This is a genomic window from Paenibacillus sp. Y568 (genome assembly GCF_059445545.1).
In genome coordinates this window covers 498,608-517,439 of record NZ_JCAIUM010000001.1, presented here as the reverse complement: position 1 = coordinate 517,439, position 18,832 = coordinate 498,608, and the positions used below count along the sequence as shown (strand labels likewise).

General features: G+C 38.9%; 17 protein-coding genes. 15 read left to right on the top strand and 2 right to left on the bottom strand.

Features of this window, described 5'->3' with window-relative positions; genetic code table 11:
* Positions 1–172 precede the first annotated feature (172 nt).
* The gene (locus AC1D7X_RS02545) at positions 173–1,453 is read left to right on the top strand and encodes an extracellular solute-binding protein (RefSeq protein WP_495454209.1); all 1,281 of its coding nucleotides are present in this window, start codon (positions 173–175) and stop codon (positions 1,451–1,453) included.
* Positions 1,454–1,455: 2 nt separating this feature from the next.
* Here the strand turns inward: AC1D7X_RS02545 and AC1D7X_RS02540 are convergent, their stop codons facing one another.
* Positions 1,456–2,556: a coiled-coil domain-containing protein gene (locus tag AC1D7X_RS02540; protein ID WP_495454210.1), complete on the bottom strand. Its 1,101-nt coding sequence runs from the start codon at positions 2,554–2,556 to the stop codon at positions 1,456–1,458.
* 173 nt (positions 2,557–2,729) lie between these two features.
* Positions 2,730–2,966, bottom strand: coding sequence for a DUF2626 family protein (locus tag AC1D7X_RS02535; protein WP_495454211.1), 237 nt, complete (start codon positions 2,964–2,966; stop codon positions 2,730–2,732).
* Positions 2,967–3,303: 337 nt separating this feature from the next.
* Here AC1D7X_RS02535 and AC1D7X_RS02530 point away from each other — a divergent pair, with 337 nt between their 5' ends.
* The 14 genes from AC1D7X_RS02530 to AC1D7X_RS02465 all read left to right on the top strand — a co-directional run bounded on the left by AC1D7X_RS02530 (position 3,304) and on the right by AC1D7X_RS02465 (position 18,746).
* Positions 3,304–3,954 carry an RsfA family transcriptional regulator gene (locus AC1D7X_RS02530; RefSeq protein ID WP_495454212.1) on the top strand — a complete coding sequence of 217 codons (651 nt, stop codon included), beginning with the start codon at positions 3,304–3,306 and terminating at the stop codon, positions 3,952–3,954.
* A gap of 132 nt (positions 3,955–4,086) precedes the next feature.
* A complete protein-coding gene (locus tag AC1D7X_RS02525) occupies positions 4,087–5,067 on the top strand; it encodes a ketopantoate reductase family protein (protein ID WP_495474591.1) in 981 nt (326 codons plus the stop codon).
* Between the two features lie 2 nt (positions 5,068–5,069).
* Positions 5,070–5,456: a DUF3397 domain-containing protein gene (locus tag AC1D7X_RS02520; RefSeq protein ID WP_495454214.1), complete on the top strand. Its 387-nt coding sequence runs from the start codon at positions 5,070–5,072 to the stop codon at positions 5,454–5,456.
* A gap of 158 nt (positions 5,457–5,614) precedes the next feature.
* On the top strand, positions 5,615–7,288 hold the full coding sequence (locus AC1D7X_RS02515; protein ID WP_495454215.1) for a peptide ABC transporter substrate-binding protein: 1,674 nt from the start codon (positions 5,615–5,617) through the stop codon (positions 7,286–7,288).
* Positions 7,289–7,484: 196 nt separating this feature from the next.
* Positions 7,485–8,417, top strand: coding sequence for an ABC transporter permease (locus AC1D7X_RS02510; protein ID WP_495454216.1), 933 nt, complete (start codon positions 7,485–7,487; stop codon positions 8,415–8,417).
* Between the two features lie 9 nt (positions 8,418–8,426).
* Positions 8,427–9,371, top strand: coding sequence for an ABC transporter permease (locus AC1D7X_RS02505; RefSeq protein WP_495454718.1), 945 nt, complete (start codon positions 8,427–8,429; stop codon positions 9,369–9,371).
* Positions 9,372–9,382: 11 nt separating this feature from the next.
* Entirely contained in the window at positions 9,383–10,378 is a 996-nt protein-coding gene (locus AC1D7X_RS02500; RefSeq protein WP_495454217.1) for an ABC transporter ATP-binding protein, read from the top strand.
* The gene (locus AC1D7X_RS02495) at positions 10,375–11,310 is read left to right on the top strand and encodes an ABC transporter ATP-binding protein (protein WP_495454218.1); all 936 of its coding nucleotides are present in this window, start codon (positions 10,375–10,377) and stop codon (positions 11,308–11,310) included. The genes AC1D7X_RS02500 and AC1D7X_RS02495 overlap by 4 nt, the downstream gene beginning before the upstream one ends.
* 174 nt (positions 11,311–11,484) lie before the next feature.
* Positions 11,485–13,119 carry a bacillithiol biosynthesis cysteine-adding enzyme BshC gene (gene bshC, locus AC1D7X_RS02490; RefSeq protein WP_495474590.1) on the top strand — a complete coding sequence of 545 codons (1,635 nt, stop codon included), beginning with the start codon at positions 11,485–11,487 and terminating at the stop codon, positions 13,117–13,119.
* Between the two features lie 21 nt (positions 13,120–13,140).
* On the top strand, positions 13,141–14,409 hold the full coding sequence (locus AC1D7X_RS02485; protein WP_495474589.1) for an adenosylhomocysteinase: 1,269 nt from the start codon (positions 13,141–13,143) through the stop codon (positions 14,407–14,409).
* Positions 14,410–14,603: 194 nt separating this feature from the next.
* Positions 14,604–15,041 carry a division/cell wall cluster transcriptional repressor MraZ gene (mraZ, locus tag AC1D7X_RS02480; protein ID WP_495454221.1) on the top strand — a complete coding sequence of 146 codons (438 nt, stop codon included), beginning with the start codon at positions 14,604–14,606 and terminating at the stop codon, positions 15,039–15,041.
* 20 nt (positions 15,042–15,061) lie between these two features.
* Complete coding sequence (gene rsmH, locus AC1D7X_RS02475) at positions 15,062–16,012, top strand: 16S rRNA (cytosine(1402)-N(4))-methyltransferase RsmH (protein WP_495454222.1); 951 nt, start codon at positions 15,062–15,064, stop codon at positions 16,010–16,012.
* A 54-nt stretch (positions 16,013–16,066) separates the two neighbouring features.
* Positions 16,067–16,456 (top strand): hypothetical protein, encoded by a 390-nt coding sequence (locus AC1D7X_RS02470; protein ID WP_495454223.1) that lies wholly within the window; start codon positions 16,067–16,069, stop codon positions 16,454–16,456.
* Positions 16,457–16,505: 49 nt separating this feature from the next.
* On the top strand, positions 16,506–18,746 hold the full coding sequence (locus AC1D7X_RS02465) for a penicillin-binding transpeptidase domain-containing protein (protein ID WP_495474588.1): 2,241 nt from the start codon (positions 16,506–16,508) through the stop codon (positions 18,744–18,746).
* Positions 18,747–18,832: the final 86 nt, after the last annotated feature.

Below are 18,832 nucleotides of genomic sequence, written 5' to 3'. Positions count from 1 at the left end.
TTGAATGGGGTATTCGCCTTCGTCGTGTGCTTTCTATTTTCCGCTATAAGGATTCCGTTGGATGGTATATTAAATAATTTTCTAAATATTTCCTAAATAAAGGAAGGACAAACATACTACTTATTTGTTAGAATAGGTGCAACTGGGTAAGAGAGGAGATGGAAATCGACAAATGAAAAGGAAGAATTATTGGATACTATTTGCGATTCTACTTCTTTCCTTAACGAGTTTATCTCCAACCTCAGATTTTACTCAGACCAATTCAAAAAATAATAACACCAATACAACCAGTCTCCTGTCTGTGGATTCACCTAATCAAGACAAGAGCGATCAGATATTGAAAATCTCAGTACAGTTGAGTACGAACGAATTCAATAAACTTGAAATACTGAATAAACGTTTTATCCAAAAGACGGGTATACAAGTCGATCTTTCCAACAATCCTAGCGAAAGTGAATATGATGAGAGTTCTATTTCTAAATCTTTGGCTATGGGAGAAGGATCAGATGTTCTATTAATGGAGAGTGATTGGATTAAGGGATTAGCGACTAAAGGTTATTTATTACCCGTTGAATCGTATCTGAAAAGTTCCCCTGGAGGCAGTGTATTACGTTCGTTACTTCCCTTAGTAGAATGGAATGGATATCAATGGGGAATACCATTTGATATGAATCCTAATGTTTTGGTATGGCAACCCAAGGCTTTAGTTGAGATGGAGATAACGGATCCCCCAAGTACAGATGAAGCCTGGGATATTTTATTGAGTAAGCAATTGCAAAGAAAGGGAAAGACTCTACTTGCAATTGATTCGGACGAGCCTTACGCATTGGCTGCATTGATCGGTGGGATGGGGGGGGATATCTTACACCCAGAAGACCATTATTTGAAATGGATTGAACAGTCACTTCCACTTATGAAACTTGTGAATAGTAATAATAAGCAAGAAGTGTTACAGCTTGTCCAAAAAGGCGAAATACCATTGTATCTTACTGAATATTCAGAAACGACATCGTTGAGGAAGGATGGTCTATCGGTAACAATACCAGGTTACTTTTATAGCGAATCACCATCTTTTCTGCGTAGTAGATCATTTGGTGTATCTTCTCAATCTTTATTACCAGAGCAGTCCTCAGAATGGATTGCTTATATGACATCATATGATATTCAGCAGGAATGGTTATATGCTACATATCGTTTACCTTCTTTGAGTGCCATTTATGAAAATTATACAAATGAATCGTTAGACACTCAAATAAAATTAGACTTATTGAATAAGTTAAATAATGGGGATGTAGTGTATGAGCAATTGACAAACAAGGCGCGGACTGATTTGTCCATGCGAGTTAATCAACTGCTCACAGGTCAACTAACAGTTAACCAATTTAAGTTGGAAATAAAAAGTCTAGGCATCGAAATAGACAAATTAGATGAGGGTAATAGTTCTAAGAGTTAGAGTTACATAGACAACTCTAGTGTGACATGAAGAAGGTTCTTAGAAGTCTTTACATCCGTTGCTTTTACAAACGATATTAGTTTTTGTGGATAGAAACCAAGGTCAAATTCTTCTTCAAGAGCGCGACGGGTTGTATCAGGTAACTCAAGATTGTTAAATACTAATTTGGTTACATGAAACATAATTCCATTCTTAGGTTCGTTTACAATGCTATACTTGCCTTCTACTGTTATTGCTAGATTGCCACTTTGCCCTGAGGCAGAGATAAGATCCTCGTCAAAGCGAAAGGAAAATTCATTAAATAGTTCATCCTTAGAACGTAAGAATGTATTTAGTTGATCTTCTGTAATATCAATAGAATACTTTGAACCCTTGGCTCGGATGATCCCTTTAGTGTTCTGAACAAATTCAGGTAAGTCCTTCATTGCTGAAGCTAATGCTCTGAAATGGCGCTTCACTTCGTATAATCCCACGTTCTCCCAATATACAGAAAACTCATTCATCATTTGCTGCATAGCCTCTGGGTCGCTACTTGTTTCAAGACTTCCCTCTATGGATTCTTGAAGAACGATGACTCGTTCTCTTTGATTCATAAGATTACGTTTCATCTCCTCTAATTCATCAGCATTCCGGCTTATTTTCTGTTGTGTTGTTTGTATGTTTGCATACTCGGTTTGATATGTATTTAGAACATCTTGATCATGATTCATAATCAGTTCATAATAACCATAGATCGTCATGAACCCACTTATATTCTTGATGGAGAGAAGAGCCGAGTATAAGAAATCTCTTTCACCCATGTAATATGAACGAACAATCGCTCCAGCACGATCTTGCTTATCCTTTATTTGACTACGCTTTTGAATAAGCTCTATTTCTAATTGTTCCTGCTCTTGCTTCATGGCTGCTTGGCGTTTACTGATGCGCTCTATTTCAGAGTCGATTTCTACAATGGACAGACTCTTCTCAAGCAGTTGACGAGTTCCTTCGTCTAGGGGCACTGTAGGTTCTGCGAAGATCGTCTCGGTAGGACGGATTGAAGAAAAAAATAATAAGGATAATAACATGTACAAGATTGTGAAATGGTGTTTTGATCCCTTCAAGAGTGTTTCCCCTCCTTATGTCACTGGTAACTATATGTATATGTCATCTATTTTAGTTATTATAACTTGTATTTTAACAGAGTCTAGTATTCTTAGAAGTTAAAAACATCAAAAAACGACCTTTTGTCCTTTAGTTGGACTGAAAAGGTCGTTTCGTTTAACTAGGTTTAAAATTAGACTGGCATATCCATGACAAATACGGTCCAGTAACTGAATCCTGTAAATGTCACAATCATGTAGGCCCAAAAGAGAAGAATATACGTTCTCTCGGTAAATTTCAAATAGCCTAATATGACAAAGAAGGCGGTCTGTAGAAAAAATAACAAAGCCATTTCAGTTAAACCACCAGCAAAAGCCATAAGTCCGATTGCTAGTGTGAAAAAGCCCAGAACTCTAAACATACGTCCCATTGTTCATATCCCCTTCCCTATGTACACGCTAACAGTATATATGCTCTATTATAGCGGTTACGGAAATATGTGTAAATAATGAAAACGTAAATATTTTCAAATTTGTGACTAATGTTATAGAAATATATTATGTTCTTTTACGAATATTCTGAATGAATTCTGATTGCTTGTGTATGACAGTGCGATAAATTGGAAATACAAAATAGTATCAAATAGATTCTATGAACTCTATGAGAGGCATAGATATGAATTAAGCAGCTTTTATACCTCATTCATTTCCGGGTTACCCGGTTAAGAAGATGGTTATTTTAGGACGTTGTTAGGAGGGTTCGGTTGCATGACAGCCGTAAGACAGGATGCATGGAGTGTTGATGATGATCTTATTTTGGCAGAAGTAACATTGCGCCATATTCGCGATGGTGGTACACAGTTGTCAGCATTTGAAGAAGTCGGTGAAAAAATCGGAAGAACCTCTGCAGCATGTGGATTTCGCTGGAATAGTTGTGTTCGTAAAAAGTATGATGAAGCAATTAGTATTGCTAAAGCTCAACGTCAGAAACGAAGTTACTACAAGAAACAGCCTTCTGGAGTTGGACTACAGGTTGCAAGTTTAATGAAGGTCGAAGAGGATAGCAATTACTACAAGGTTGAAGGTATAAGTGAAGAAACATTGTCTATGGAGGCAGTAATACGCTTCTTAAGACAGTGGAAGGGAACCGTTCAGGAGAATAGCAGACAGTTAAAAATGCTTGAAAAGGAACTGCGTGAGAAGGATGAAGAAGTAGACCAGCTACGACTCATTAATGAAAGATTGTCTAAGCAAGTTAATGAGGTTCAAACGGACTACCGTGTTGTGAATGATGATTACAAGGCTTTGATTCAAATTATGGATCGTGCAAGACGATTAGCCTTTTTAAATGAAGAAGAGGAAGAAAGTAAGTCGAGATTCAAAATGGATGCGAACGGAAATCTAGAACGTATCGATTAGTATAAACAATTGTCATCAATAAACCCGTACAGAGCGTCTTCACTGCGCTGTGCGGGTTTATTTGTGGTCCATTACATAACGATTAGGATATAATAGATCGCAACGAGCACAACGTGAAATGAGGATGAACACATGATGACAATTGATATTATTGGTGGAGGTTCATTAGGACTACTCTATGGTGGAAAACTAGCATCTACCGGCATTAAGGTGCGCATATGGTGCCGAAGCCAAGAACAAGCTCTATGTATAAGGAATAACGGGCTAATTCTGACTAGCAATGAGGGAGAGAAAGCTGCACATATAACGTCCCATGTAGATGCCGACGTGATAGACAATTTCTTAGATACATGGAGGGAGAGTCCTGCCGATTGGATATTTCTTATGACAAAGCAAAAAGATGTGGAGAATATAGGTGTACACTTCCTTGCAAAATTGGACGGAGATAGAATGATCGATACCAAAGGAATGGTTTGTTTTCAAAATGGAACGGGACATATAAAGTTGTTACAATCATTATTACCTAAATGGCATATCTATTCAGCTATTACAACGGAAGGTGCAAGGAGATTATCTCATCATAAAGTATTTCACGCAGGTAGTGGTGTAACTACTATTGGTCTGAACTCACATGAGGATGTACTACAAAAGAAGAATGTAAGCGACAGTGGGAAAAATTTGGTAAATAAACTAAGAAAAGCAGGATTTGAGTGTGATTTGTCGAATGAAATAAATAAGCAGATTTATCGCAAATTATTAATAAATGCGATCATTAATCCTTTGACTGCTCTGTGGAGGGTCCAGAATGGAGAGTTATTGACAACCTCAACAAGAGTACAGATGATGAGGGACCTTTTCTTAGAAGCCATCACAATATATGAATCGTGTAGCATTTACCTCGAAAATTATATGTGGGAGCAAATTGTAAATGTATGTTTGAGTACTTCAGCTAATACATCATCTATGTTAAAGGACATCCTTGATGGTGTTCCAACGGAAGTGAAATGGATTAATGGAAGTATCGTAGCCATGGCGGAAGAGAATGGATTAACTGCTCAATACCATCGTTCCATGGTTCAGTTAATAGAAGGAATTAGTGCAAAGGAGGAGTGAAGGTGGACCTGCTACGTAATTCTTTTATCGTTTTTAGCATTCTCCCGTTTATTCCATTCGTAGTAGTATATTTTACGTATTGGAAGTGGAAAAATAATAAACGCAATGCCTTACTAATAGCAATGGATATTACGACTGTGTTTCTGATTGTATCTGTTTCCGCTTTATTTAATAATACATTTAATAATAAGTTTGGATTTTATTTAATTCTACTATTGTTATTAATTGCAGTAGGGATGATAGGAGGAGCGCAGAATCGGATTAAAGGAAAGGTAGATATCACCAGAATGGTTCGTGCTGTTTGGAGAATGGCGTTCGTAATTATGACATGTATCTATCTTTTATTTACATTTATCGGTTTATTTAGGTCTATATTGAATTCAATGTAATATAATATGACATATTTGATGTAAAATTCAGTAAAATATAATGATTTTTCTGAAAAAATCATCATTTCGAGGATTGTTTTGTGGATTTTTTTTAGCACTGGTTGTATAATCAATAACTATAATCATTAAACTAAATTATTTTTAGGGGGAAACACCAGATGAGAAAGAAACGTTGGCTAAGTATGCTAACTCTAATCTTACTTGTTAGTACTGTACTCGCAGCTTGCAGCAGTAACAACAATAAAGAAGAGGGCGCATCAAACACATCTACGGAAAAAGCACCGGTAGAAGCAAAAGATCAAGTACTTCATATTAACATGGCTTCAGAACCGCCGACTTTTGATCCTGGACAAGCTCAAGATAGTCAAGCTAACACAGCTCTTAAGTTGATGTATGAAGGACTAGTAAGAGTTGATGAGACAGGTAAAGAAGTTCCAGCTGCTGCAGAATCATGGGAGATCTCTCCAGATGGATTGCAATATATCTTTAAACTTCGTAAAGATGCAGTATGGAGTAATGGTGATCCTGTAACTGCCAAAGATTTCGTATTTGCTTGGCAACGTGTTCTTGATCCAGCTACAACCCCAGCTCCTCCATATGCTTATCAACTAGGTTACATCAAGAACGCAACAGCGTTCAATGCAAAAGAAATCACTGATTTCTCTCAAGTAGGCGTTAAAGCTACAGATGATTATACATTAGAAGTCACATTGAATGATCCTACACCTTATTTCTTAGGTCTGACTTCATTCTACACATTCTTCCCAGTTCATAATTCTGTGAAGGATAACGCAGCTTGGGCTACAGATGTTAAGTCTATGATTACAAATGGTGCTTACACATTGACTAATTGGACTACAGGACAAAAACTTGAATTCACTAAGAACGACAAGTATTGGGATAATGCAAGTATCAAATTAAGCAAAATTGAAGCATCTCTTGTAAACAGTGGTGCATCTGAATTATCAAGCTATAAGAGTGGACAACTCGATTACGCTGGTAAACCGAACGGTTCGATTCCTTCTGATTCTATTCCAAGTGTGAAGAAAGATTTGCCAAATGAATTCGCTGTAAAAGGTGTTGCGAGTACTTATTACTATGAATTTAACGTAACAGCTAAACCATTTGACAATGCTAAAATCCGTAAGGCGTTCGCAATGTCCATTAACCGTCAGGATGTTGTTGAGAAAGTAACGCTTGGAGGAGAACTTCCTGCATTTGGTTATGTACCACCGGGTATTAAAGGTAAAGAAGATGAGTTCCGTAACGAATTTAAAGATAATTATTTCGAAGAAAATATAGAAGAGGCTAAGAAATTACTTGCAGAAGGTATGGCTGAAGAAGGTTATACCACTCTTCCTGAAGTTACTTTGATTTATAACACAGATGAAAATCACAAGAAAATTGCTTTGGCAATTGCTGATATGTGGAAAAACAATCTTGGCGTAGAAGTTAAAACGGAAAGCCTTGAGTGGGGAGTTTTCTTAGAAACTCGTCAAAACTTGAACTATCAAGTAGCTCGTGCTGCTTGGTCAGCTGACTACAATGATCCAATGACCTTTATCGACATGTGGAAAACAGCTGGTGGTAACAATGATTCAGGATTCGCAAATGCATCCTATGATCAATTAGTTAATGATGCATTGAAATCACAAGATAACAGTGTGCGTATGGAAAAAATGTCAGCAGCAGAAAAAATTCTAATTCAAGATGAACAAGTTCTAATGCCGATTTACTATTACACCAACGTATCACTTACTAAAGAAAATGTTAAAGGAATTAATATCGATTACAGTGGTGCAATTGACTTTTCACGTGCTTACTTCGAGTAAGGTAAACATTTGAAGTTGAATAGTTAATTCGGGATGTATATATGGATTCCACATATACATCCCGAATTTTTTATGTAAATTTGATCATTCCAAGGATTTCAATTTTATGCAAATAAAGTGAATAGATTTATTCCTTGTTATATATTAAAATTACTTATTATTATATTATTTGGATTTTTATACGGAGGTGAATGGAATGGTTCGTTATGTTATCAATAAGTTTATGTATATGCTTCTCTCTCTACTAATATTGATATCCGCAACATTCGTTCTAATGCAAGCCATTCCGGGCGATCCTTTTCAGGCTGAGAAGAAGGTATCAGTCGAAATGAAGGCACGTCTGATGGAACAATACGGGTTGGACAAACCATTGTATCAACAGTACTTTAAGTACTTGGGTGATATTGTGACTGGCGATTTCGGAATATCCATGAAGAAGTTAAATCAGGATGTTACCAAAATTATCGGAGATACGTTCCAGGCATCATTGAAACTAGGAGCAGTAGCCATCGTCGTAGCGGTGATTATTGGAGTACTTCTAGGTATGCTTGCTGCATTATATCATCGAAAACTGATCGATAATGTGGCCATGATACTCGCTGTACTTGGGATGGCAGTACCGAGCTTTGTTCTAGCTTCGTTACTGCAGTATTACTTGGCTGAAAAGGCAGGTTGGTTTAACGTAATAGGTTTTGATAAACCGTTAGACTATGTCCTCCCTGTTATGGCACTTGCAGCGCAACCGATTGCATTTATTGCTCGCCTTACAAGATCGAGCATGCTTGAAGTTCTACATGCCGACTACATCAAGACAGCAAAGGCTAAGGGGCTGAACTGGTTTACAATCATGTTTAAGCATGTTATTCGTAACGGAATATTGCCTGTTGTGACTTATGTAGGTCCTATGACTGCTAATATTATTACAGGATCTGTTGTTATTGAACAAATCTTTGGTATTGGTGGAATAGGGAAAGTATTCGTTGAATCAATCACGAACCGTGACTATACGATGATCATGGGTGTAACTATTTTTTATGGTGTCATATTGATGTTAGCGAGATTTATAACAGACATCGCATACGTAATGATTGATCCACGCATTAAACTTAGCGGTGGAAAGGAGAGCTAACTGTTGGATATGAATAATACGAAAGTACCATCAGAAAATGTTGTATTGACGCCGGAAGATTTCCGTAAGATAGGTACCGATGAGAAACAGTCTGAAGTTATTCAACGTGAGAGCATTTCAGCAATGAGAGATGCTTGGCAACGACTGTGTCAGAATAAAATGGCGATGACAGCACTTAGTATTTTGTTTCTAATTGTTATCATGTCTATTATTGGCCCACATCTTACCGAATTTAACTACCGAACTAATGACTTGATTAATACCAACCAGCCTCCATCTTCTTTACATTGGTTCGGTACGGATGAATTAGGTCGAGATATGTTTGTACGTACATGGTCAGGTGCGAGAATCTCGCTTATTGTTGGCTTAGCAGCTGCCCTGATTGACCTTTTTATTGGTGTTATATACGGTGGTACTATGGGCTTCTTCGGAGGACGTATCGATGAAATTATGAATAAATTCTCCGAGATTCTATATTCAATTCCTTATATGCTCGTTACGATTCTATTGTTAGTTGTTCTTGAACCAAGTTTAGGAACTATAATTATAGCGTTGACGATTACAGGTTGGATTAATATGTCTTGGATTGTACGTGGTGAGATGATTCAGTTGAAGAATAGAGAATTCGTATTGGCTTCTCGCTCTATGGGTGCAAGTTCTCCACGTCTTATATTCCGTCATCTTCTTCCAAATGCGGTTGGACCCATTATTGTTACTTTGACTCTATCCGTACCGAGTGCTATTTTCTCAGAAGCTTTTTTAAGTTTCTTGGGTCTTGGTGTACAAGCACCTGTAGCTTCTCTAGGTTCGATGATTAATGATGCTCTTACAGGATGGATGTATTATCCTTGGCGCATGCTTTTCCCAGCTATTCTGATCAGTTTGATCATGCTTTGTTTTAATATTTTCGGTGATGGTCTACGCGATGCACTGGATCCAAAATTAAAGAAATAGGAGGTGGCACCATGGAACCGATTTTACAAGTAAAAGACTTACACGTATCCTTTCATGTAAAAGGCGGAGAAGTTCAGGCTGTTCGCGGCATGAACTTCGAGATTGGTGAGGGTGAGACGGTAGCAATCGTCGGAGAATCTGGTAGTGGTAAAAGCGTTACCGCTCAGACAATCATGCGCCTTATTCCTTCGCCGCCTTCACGTATTAAAAAGGGTGAAATCATCTTCAAAGGTGAGAACCTATTGAAGAAGTCTAATAAACAAATGGAAGCCATTCGTGGTAAAGATATAGGTATGATATTTCAGGATCCGATGTCTTCTCTGAACCCTACTATTAGAGTCGGTAAACAGATTACGGAAGTCATGATTAAGCATCAGAACATGTCCAAGAGTGAAGCTAAGATAAAAGGGATTGAAATGCTGAAACTCGTAGGTATTAAAAATGCTGAAGCACGTTTCAATCAGTACCCACATGAATTCTCAGGTGGTATGCGTCAGCGTGTCATGATTGCAATCGCATTAGCATGCCGTCCTTCACTTCTAATTGCTGATGAACCTACAACGGCTCTGGACGTTACCATTCAAGCACAAATTCTTGATGTTATGAAAGAAATTCAGGAACGTCTTGGAACATCGATTATTCTGATTACGCATGACCTTGGCGTAGTTGCCGGCATGTGTGACAAAGTTATCGTTATGTATGCAGGAGAAGTGGTAGAGACAGGAACTGTAATGGAAATATTTAAGAATCCTCAACATCCGTATACTAAGGGATTGTTACGTTCTATGCCAAGATTGGATCAGAAGAAAGGTGAACCATTGATTCCAATCATTGGAACGCCTCCAGATCTTATCAAGCCACCATTGGGCTGTCCGTTCTGTGCCCGTTGTGATGAAGCAATGAAGATCTGTGAAAGTGTTGACCCAGCAGCAACTGTATTTAGTGAGTCACACATGGCACGCTGTTGGAATTTGCATCCTATGGCTCGGGAGGGACAATCATCATGAGTCAACCTTTAATTCAAGTTAATGGCTTGAAAAAGTATTTTAATGTAGGCAAAGGCAGCGTGCTTAAAGCTGTTGATGATATCAATTTCTCTATTCGTCAAGGCGAAACGTTAGGTATGGTTGGAGAGTCTGGTTGTGGTAAGTCTACAGCAGGTCGTACGATTCTTCGATTATATGAACCTACAGCAGGTAGTGTTAACTTTGGTGGTACTGATATTTATAAACTTCCTCCTAATAAGATGAAGGCGATGCGTCGCGATATGCAGATGATATTTCAGGATCCATATGCTTCACTTAACCCTCGTTTTACGGTATCTGATATTATTGGAGAAGCATTCGATATCCATAAGTTAACGGATAGCCGTAAAGAGCGTAAGAAGAAGATCGAAGAACTACTTGATATGGTTGGTCTAAATCCAGATCATGCTACTCGATATCCACATGAATTCTCCGGAGGACAACGTCAGCGTATCGGAATCGCCCGTGCACTTGCAGTTGATCCGAAGTTTATTATATGTGATGAACCTATCTCGGCACTTGACGTTTCAATTCAGGCACAGATTGTAAATCTACTTAAAGATCTACAAGATCGTATGGGCTTAACCTATTTGTTTATAGCACATGATCTATCTATGGTTAAGCATATTAGTGATCGTGTAGCTGTAATGTATCTAGGAAAAATGGTTGAATTGGCTGACAGTGAAGAGCTGTATAGCAATCCTATTCACCCGTATACGAAGACATTATTGTCTGCTATTCCGATCCCTGATCCGGAGATTGAAGCTAATAAGAAACGTATTATTATGCCAGAAGATCATGACGGACCCATTCACTCTGCAAAAGGATCAAGCGAAAGTGGCAAATTTAACTTGGCTGATTCTAAATTGGTTGAAGTATCTAAGGGTCATTGGGTGGCAACACCTTACGCCTAATGATAGTAAGTTGTATATGATTAAGCCGCCGGCGAAACCGGCGGTCTTTTTTTATGATTAATAACTGGTTATGAACTTTCTTTGACTGATAACAGCATATTAGTTACAATCAAGAAAGAATTTAAGATATAATTCATGGACTTGTTTATAGTGTAAGAATAGGAGGCATACCCGATGAAAGTTGTTTCTGAGCCTCTACAAAGTGGCTCGACTCTGGCAGATGATTATATTCATCATTACGAAAAAGTACTTCCCTTATATGGAGAAGATTATCACTTCGATCAGACTTGGACGGATCGAGCACGGTGGTTAGATGATACAGAAGATGGACGGGTAAACCGCCATGCTCTGGTACAAATATTGAAAGAATATAATGAGAAGCATAATTCTCATGATGCAGTACATACGTCCCTATATATGTTGGAGAAACCCGGAACGCTAGTTGTAACGGGTGGACAACAAAGTGGATTGTTTGTTGGTTCTATGCTTCTTGTATACAAGGCAATTACAATTATTCAAGCCGCGAAAGACGCGGAGAAACGCTTGAATAGACCTGTAGTGCCTGTATTCTGGATAGCTGGTGAAGATCATGACTGGGATGAAGTCAATCATACTTACTTGCTCTCAGGGGATCCACAGCAGGTAAGTAAGCTAAAGATGAATAAATATGCGTCTGTACGTTCATCTGTTAGCTATACCGCTGTATCTTCTGATGAATGGGATAAAGTGATACGCTCGTTCTCAGATACGTTACCAGACAGCGATGTAAAGGCTGACATTCTAGCTCGAATTCAACAAGCGAGTCTTACATCTGATAATTTAAGTGATGCGTTTGCTAAATTATTAGGTGATATGTTTGGAAAGTATGGTCTAGTGTTATTGGATTCAGCAGATCGTAGATTACGTGCGTTAGAATCAACTGTTTTTGAATCTATGATTGAACATAATGATGATCTGGGTCGTGCTTATCGTGCTTCAGCTGATCAGATCACATCATTAGGTTATGAATTGCAGGCAGATGTTGCTGATGATGGTGCTAATTTATTTTATCTTCATGAAGGAAATAGACTTCTTTTAGTGAAACAAGACGGTAAGTTTATGGATCGTAAAGGTTTAGTATCATTCACGAAGGAACAACTGTTAGATATGTTGAAGACATATCCAGACAAATTCAGTAATAATGTATTGACTCGTCCAATTATGCAGGATTCTGTGTTACCAGTTCTTGCATGCGTACTTGGGCAAGGAGAACTGGCATATTGGGCGATTACACGTCAAGCTTTTGAAGTGTTGAATAAGAAAATGCCTATATTGTTACCTCGGATGTCTTTCACCCTTCTAGAAGGTACACAACAGAAATATATGGAGAAGTATGAACTTACATTTCAAGATGTACAGTATCGCTTGCAAGAGCGACGTGAGCAATGGTTATCGGAACAAGACACAATACAGATTGATCAATTGTTCATGGAGACACGGCAAGCTTTTGAACAGATGTATACGCCATTAATTGAACAACTTAGCACGCTTCAGACAGGCTTATATACTTTAGGTCAGAATAATAAAGCGAAAATCAATGAACAGATCTCTTTTCTAGAACAGAAAGCTAAGGATGCTCTAGAACTCCAACATGAGGCAACGCTACGTCAATGGGATCGAATAGGCACCTCACTTTTTCCAATGGGTAAACCACAGGAGAGAGTATTAAATGTATATCATTATTTTAATCGTTATGGGATGTTTTTGATTGAAGATTTATTAGAAGTTGCAAGTCATTATTCAGAGGAACATCGAATTATTCTAATGTAGTCAATTATAAGGAGGATCATTATGAATTCTAAATCTTTAGAGAACAGTATCGTTAGAGATATGCAACTAGCTCCCGAAGGGCACTTAAAAATTGATTGGGTAGAAGCACATATGCCTGTACTTAATCGAATCCGTTCGCAATTTGAGGCGGAGCAACCATTCAAAGGATTGAAAGTGGCTATTTCACTCCATTTAGAAGCCAAAACGGCCTATTTAGCAAAAGTCGTGCAGGCAGGTGGAGCAGAAGTAACGATTGCAGGAAGTAATCCACTGTCTACACAAGATGATGTATGTGCTGCATTGGTAGAAGACGGTGTAACGGTATTGGCGAAACACAATCCTGAGCCTGAGGAATATAAAGAAATGTTGATTCGCTTGCTAGAAACGAAGCCTGATCTTATCATTGATGACGGGGGCGACCTTGTAACGATTCTACATACGGAACGTCCTGATCTACTCGTTAACATTCGTGGGGGTGCTGAGGAGACAACGACTGGGATTATTCGCTTGAAGGCGATGGAGAAAGATCAGATATTGAAGTTACCTATGGTAGCTGTAAATGATGCGTATTGTAAACATTTATTCGATAACCGCTATGGTACAGGGCAATCGGTATTTGATGCCATTAATCGGACGACAAACTTGGTTGTAGCAGGTAAAACAGTCGTTGTTGTAGGTTATGGTTGGTGTGGTAAAGGGGTTGCAATGCGTGCAAAAGGATTAGGCGCAAAAGTGATTGTTACAGAGGTTAATGCGATTCGTGCTGTAGAAGCACATATGGATGGATTCCATGTGATGCCTATGGTCGAAGCAGCGAAGCTAGGAGACTTCTTCATAACCGTGACTGGTAACCGTGATGTTATTACAGGCGAGCATTATGATGTGATGAAGGATGGGGCTATTCTTGCGAATGCTGGACATTTCGATGTCGAAGTGAATAAACCTGAACTTCTTGTTCGCTCAAGCTCTGTTCGGACGGTTCGTCGTAATATTGAAGAATATCAATTTAAAGATGGTCGTAAAATGTATCTCATCGCTGAAGGCCGCCTAGTAAATCTAGGTGCAGGTGATGGACATCCTGCTGAAATTATGGATATGACATTCGCCTTGCAGGCCATGTCACTGAAGTATGTGAATGATAATTATGAGACATTAGGTAAGCAAGTTCTTAATGTTCCTTATGAGATCGATGAACAAGTGGCACGCTTTAAGCTTGAAAGTTTGGGTATTACATTGGATTCGTTAAGTGAAGAACAAGTGGCTTATTTAGATAGTTGGAACGTACACTAACGGTGAGATAGATAATTTAGTAAGCCTCCTCGAAATTTTCTGGGGGGGCTTTTTTTTGTTGTGTGGTTTCTTATAACAATAAAAAAACATGCGCATGAAAGAAGGACTTTGATTTCTAATGGCGAATCTAGTATTGTTAAGTGGTGGAAAGTGGTGCAAAGTGGGGGAAATAGGTTAAAGGAGTGAGTGGGACAATGTTTATGGGGGAGTATCAGCATAGCATTGATGATAAGGGCAGGATGATTATTCCCGCTAAATTCCGCGAACTTTTAGGAACCTCATTTGTTGTTACCCGTGGCTTAGATCATTGTCTCTTTGTTTATCCAATAGAAGAATGGGCAGTGTTAGAACAGAAGCTTAAATCGCTTCCTCTAATGAAATCTGATGCACGTGCTTTCACACGGTTTTTTTTCTCGGGTGCCACCGAATGCGAATGGGACAAACAGGGTAGGGTAAACTTACCGAGTAATCTAAGAGAATATGCTAAATTAGATAAAGAGTGTGTTGTACTTGGTGTATCAAACCGCATGGAAATTTGGAGTAAATCAATTTGGAATGAATATTACAATCAATCCGAAGAAGGATTTAATGACATTGCAGAGAAATTAGTCGATTTTAACTTTGATTTTTAAATAGTCTGGAGGGTTGCAGCTTGTTTCATCACATCACGGTATTAAAAGAAGAAGCGACAGAAGGGCTGCGCATCAAAAGAGACGGCATTTATGTCGACTGTACTTTAGGAGGCGCAGGACATAGCTCTCTGATCGCATCCAAACTTGGAGAATATGGCAGATTAATTGGATTAGATCAAGATGACTGGGCGCTTGAACATGCACAAGAGAAATTAGCTCCCTATAGTGATCGAATATCCTTAGTGAAAACAAACTTTCGTTATTTAGAAGAGGCTTTGAAGGAACTGGCTGTTCCGCAAAAAGATGGAATTCCGCAAGTCGATGGTATCTTATTCGACCTAGGTGTCTCATCACCGCAGTTTGACGAAGGAGAACGGGGATTTAGTTATAATCACGATGCCCCATTGGATATGCGGATGGATCAATCCGCTACACTAACAGCAGACACGATCATTAATACATGGACGGAAAAAGAAATTGCTAGGGTGTTATTCCAATATGGAGAAGAGAAGTTCTCACGCCGCATCGCTAAAATTATTGTTGAAAGACGTGAGAAACAACCCATTCAAACTACAGGGGAATTGGTTGAGATTATTAAAGAAGGTATTCCGGCTGCTGCACGAAGAACAGGCGGACATCCGGCGAAACGGAGCTTTCAAGCGTTGCGAATTGCAGTCAATGATGAACTTGGGGCTTTTGAAGAAGGATTACACCAAGCTGTACGTTGTTTAGCACCTGGAGGTCGAGTGTCTGTTATTACGTTCCATTCCTTGGAGGATCGTATTTGCAAACAAATATTAAGCAGTTATGTTGCGAAGTGTACGTGCCCACCAGATTTCCCAATGTGTGTATGCGGTGGTCATGGTCAGATCAAACTGGTGAATCGTAAACCAATGATTCCAAGTGAATTGGAACTAGAAGAGAACTCTCGCGCAAGATCAGCCAAACTGCGAATCGCGGAGAAATTATAAATTAATTGGATTCATATCAATCAAGCTGGGATGCTCTAGAAGGGATGTGAGAAAATGGCATATACGCGTGGCAATTTAGCAGTAAAACCAAAACCAGAAGAACGCGTTTCTCCTGGTTACCGCGAACAAACTAAAGTCGTTACACGTCGAACATTTATTCCTCTTAAGGAAAAGATGCTCTATTTGTTCACTGTGATCGTATGTGTTGCTATAGCAAGTCTTGTGCTTCAACGCTACGCACATATCTATGATCTCAATAAACAGAGCCAAAGGATGAATTCCCAGATAAAAGCAAACCAGTTGAAAATGGCCCAGTTAGAATTGAAGAAACAAACCCTTAAGGAAACTATTGTTGAAACGGCGCTTAAAGAGGGTTATGTTTTACCATCGGAGCAGAGTATCATACGTGTACCCCGTGTTGCAGGTTCTATAGATGGTGACTGACACCCGGAAACAGATACGGATCTTAAATAGTGGATGTGAGGGTTGACTAATGGTAAAAAGAATAAAACTACGTACACTGCTTATAGGAGGATGTATAACCCTCCTCTTTGCTATTTTAATAACTAAGATTTTCTTCATTCAAGTGGTGAATGGTGATTTCTGGCATGAATATGCCGTGGATCAATGGTCGAAAAAAGATACGATTATCGCTACAAGAGGTACAATTACGGATCGGAACGGTGATGCGCTAGCGATTGAAGCTCCGGCATACACCGTGACGGTAAATCCAAAAGTTATTCATGAGAACGGTAATGAAGACGAGGTAGTGGCAGGGTTAAATGAGATCCTGGGTAAGGATGAAGATGAGTTACTTGAAATAGTGACTGCTACGGATCCTGCTAAGGTTACGGAGAATAATAAGGAAGGTTACTGGTCCAGTCGAGAGGTCCGTACAGAAGGCTTAAAAATCGGTGAAGAAAAAAAAGTACAAGTGAATGCATTAATTAATGAAATAACAGATGAACTCAAGAAGAACAAGAGCAAAGTGGTCGATTCAGGTATTGCGTTGATTAAAGAACAAAAACGATATTATCCTAACAAAAATCTAGCAGCACATATTCTGGGTTATGTAGATCGTGATGGTAAGGCGATATCAGGTCTTGAATCCTATTATAACACTGATCTTAGTGGGATAAATGGATATATAAATTATCAAAGTGATGGGCAGTTAGATAAGCTACCAAATACAGAAGAGGTTTATCAGCCTGCGATCAATGGTAAAAATTTAAAGCTGACGATTGACGATACCATACAGTATTATATTGAAGTTGCTATGAAAGAGGCATATGCGAAATATAATCCAATCAGTATGACGGTTATTGCAGCGGATCCCAACACGATGGAAATTCTAGGGATGGCGAATTTGCCTACGTTCAATCCTAACTCCTATTGGAATGCTGATCCCGAAGATTTTAGAAATCATGCTATTAAATCCTTGTATGAGCCGGGATCTACATTTAAAATAGTTACATTGGCTGGTGCCGTTGAAGAGAAGCTTATCAAGCCGACAGATGTTTATCAATCCGGACAAATTCGAGTCAAGGGTACCAAAACAGTGCTCCATGATCAGCAACGTGCAGGCTGGGGCACTACTATCTCATATTTGGAGGGCGTTAAGCGTTCAAGTAACGTAGCCTTTGTTAAGATGGGTTTTGAAATGCTTGGTAAAGAACGTCTTCTTAACTATATTAATAATTTCGGTTTCGGTAGTAAAACAGGAATCGAGATGGCAGGTGAATCAACTTGGCCAATTAATTTGCCAGGTAATGTAGAAGTGGCAACGGCATCCTATGGTCATGGGGTCTTAGTTACACCTATTCAGCAGATCACAGCGATTTCTGCGATTGCTAACGGTGGCAAACTACTAGAGCCGCATATCATCAAAGAAATTCATAATCCAAATACAGGGAAAACAGATGTTACTAAACCAAAAGTGGTTCGCCAGGTGATATCCGCAGAAACGGCTAAGGAAACAGGAATGTATTTGGAACAGGTTGTTGCCGATCAAGAGATTGGAACTGGACGACATGCATATATTGATGGATATCGAGTAGCAGGTAAAACAGGAACTGCTGTTAAATCTATCAATGGTAAATATGATTATGATAAGTCTGTCGTTTCTTTCATTGGGTATGCGCCAGTGAACGATCCGAAAATTGCTGTCGTTGTCATTATGGATGAGCCGAACGATGCGAATGTAGGTGGGGGAGCAGCGGCTGCACCTGTATTCAAAAAGATTGTATCTCAATCACTTCAGTATATGAATGTTCCAAAAGTGATATCAGATGATGAAAAAAATGATAAACAAGATTCCAAGAAGACTAGTATTGCAGTTACACCTAGATCTAAAGCACCTGGAGTGGTAGGGAAGACGATTGAGGCAGCTAAAAATGAAATGCTTAATACGGGTATTGCCTACGTAACCTTAGGTAAAGGTAATAAAGTCATTCGTCAATACCCACCTAAAGGTACTATTATGAATTCTGGGCAAAGTATCTATCTTTTAACAGAAGAGAGTACTACGATGGGAATACCAGATCTGAAGGGTAAATCTCTAAGAGATGCATTACAGGTATTGACGTTGATGAAATTGGCCGTTAACGTAGAAGGTGAAGGGTATGTCACCGAACAAAAAGTAATAGAATCACAAGGCAAGCGTACAGTCCAATTAACTCTGAAGCCTCCGAATATTCTGGTGGATGATCCAGTTCAAGAAGATGAGAATAAGTAAATAGAGTAGAACAGATAGCTTGTTCTAAGCCCTAGTTATCCTGAATATTCATGATATAACACGTATCGTGAGATCAGGATTAACTA

Coding starts and splice junctions, on each gene's coding strand:
- mraZ (WP_495454221.1), top strand. CDS start 14,604: ATGTTTATGGGGGAGTATCAGCATAGCATTGATGATAAGGGCAGGATG.
- AC1D7X_RS02505 (WP_495454718.1), top strand. CDS start 8,427: ATGAATAATACGAAAGTACCATCAGAAAATGTTGTATTGACGCCGGAA.
- AC1D7X_RS02465 (WP_495474588.1), top strand. CDS start 16,506: ATGGTAAAAAGAATAAAACTACGTACACTGCTTATAGGAGGATGTATA.
- AC1D7X_RS02545 (WP_495454209.1), top strand. CDS start 173: ATGAAAAGGAAGAATTATTGGATACTATTTGCGATTCTACTTCTTTCC.
- AC1D7X_RS02485 (WP_495474589.1), top strand. CDS start 13,141: ATGAATTCTAAATCTTTAGAGAACAGTATCGTTAGAGATATGCAACTA.
- AC1D7X_RS02495 (WP_495454218.1), top strand. CDS start 10,375: ATGAGTCAACCTTTAATTCAAGTTAATGGCTTGAAAAAGTATTTTAAT.
- AC1D7X_RS02500 (WP_495454217.1), top strand. CDS start 9,383: ATGGAACCGATTTTACAAGTAAAAGACTTACACGTATCCTTTCATGTA.
- AC1D7X_RS02525 (WP_495474591.1), top strand. CDS start 4,087: ATGATGACAATTGATATTATTGGTGGAGGTTCATTAGGACTACTCTAT.
- AC1D7X_RS02535 (WP_495454211.1), bottom strand. CDS start 2,966: ATGGGACGTATGTTTAGAGTTCTGGGCTTTTTCACACTAGCAATCGGA.
- AC1D7X_RS02530 (WP_495454212.1), top strand. CDS start 3,304: ATGACAGCCGTAAGACAGGATGCATGGAGTGTTGATGATGATCTTATT.
- AC1D7X_RS02470 (WP_495454223.1), top strand. CDS start 16,067: ATGGCATATACGCGTGGCAATTTAGCAGTAAAACCAAAACCAGAAGAA.
- AC1D7X_RS02510 (WP_495454216.1), top strand. CDS start 7,485: ATGGTTCGTTATGTTATCAATAAGTTTATGTATATGCTTCTCTCTCTA.
- bshC (WP_495474590.1), top strand. CDS start 11,485: ATGAAAGTTGTTTCTGAGCCTCTACAAAGTGGCTCGACTCTGGCAGAT.
- AC1D7X_RS02515 (WP_495454215.1), top strand. CDS start 5,615: ATGAGAAAGAAACGTTGGCTAAGTATGCTAACTCTAATCTTACTTGTT.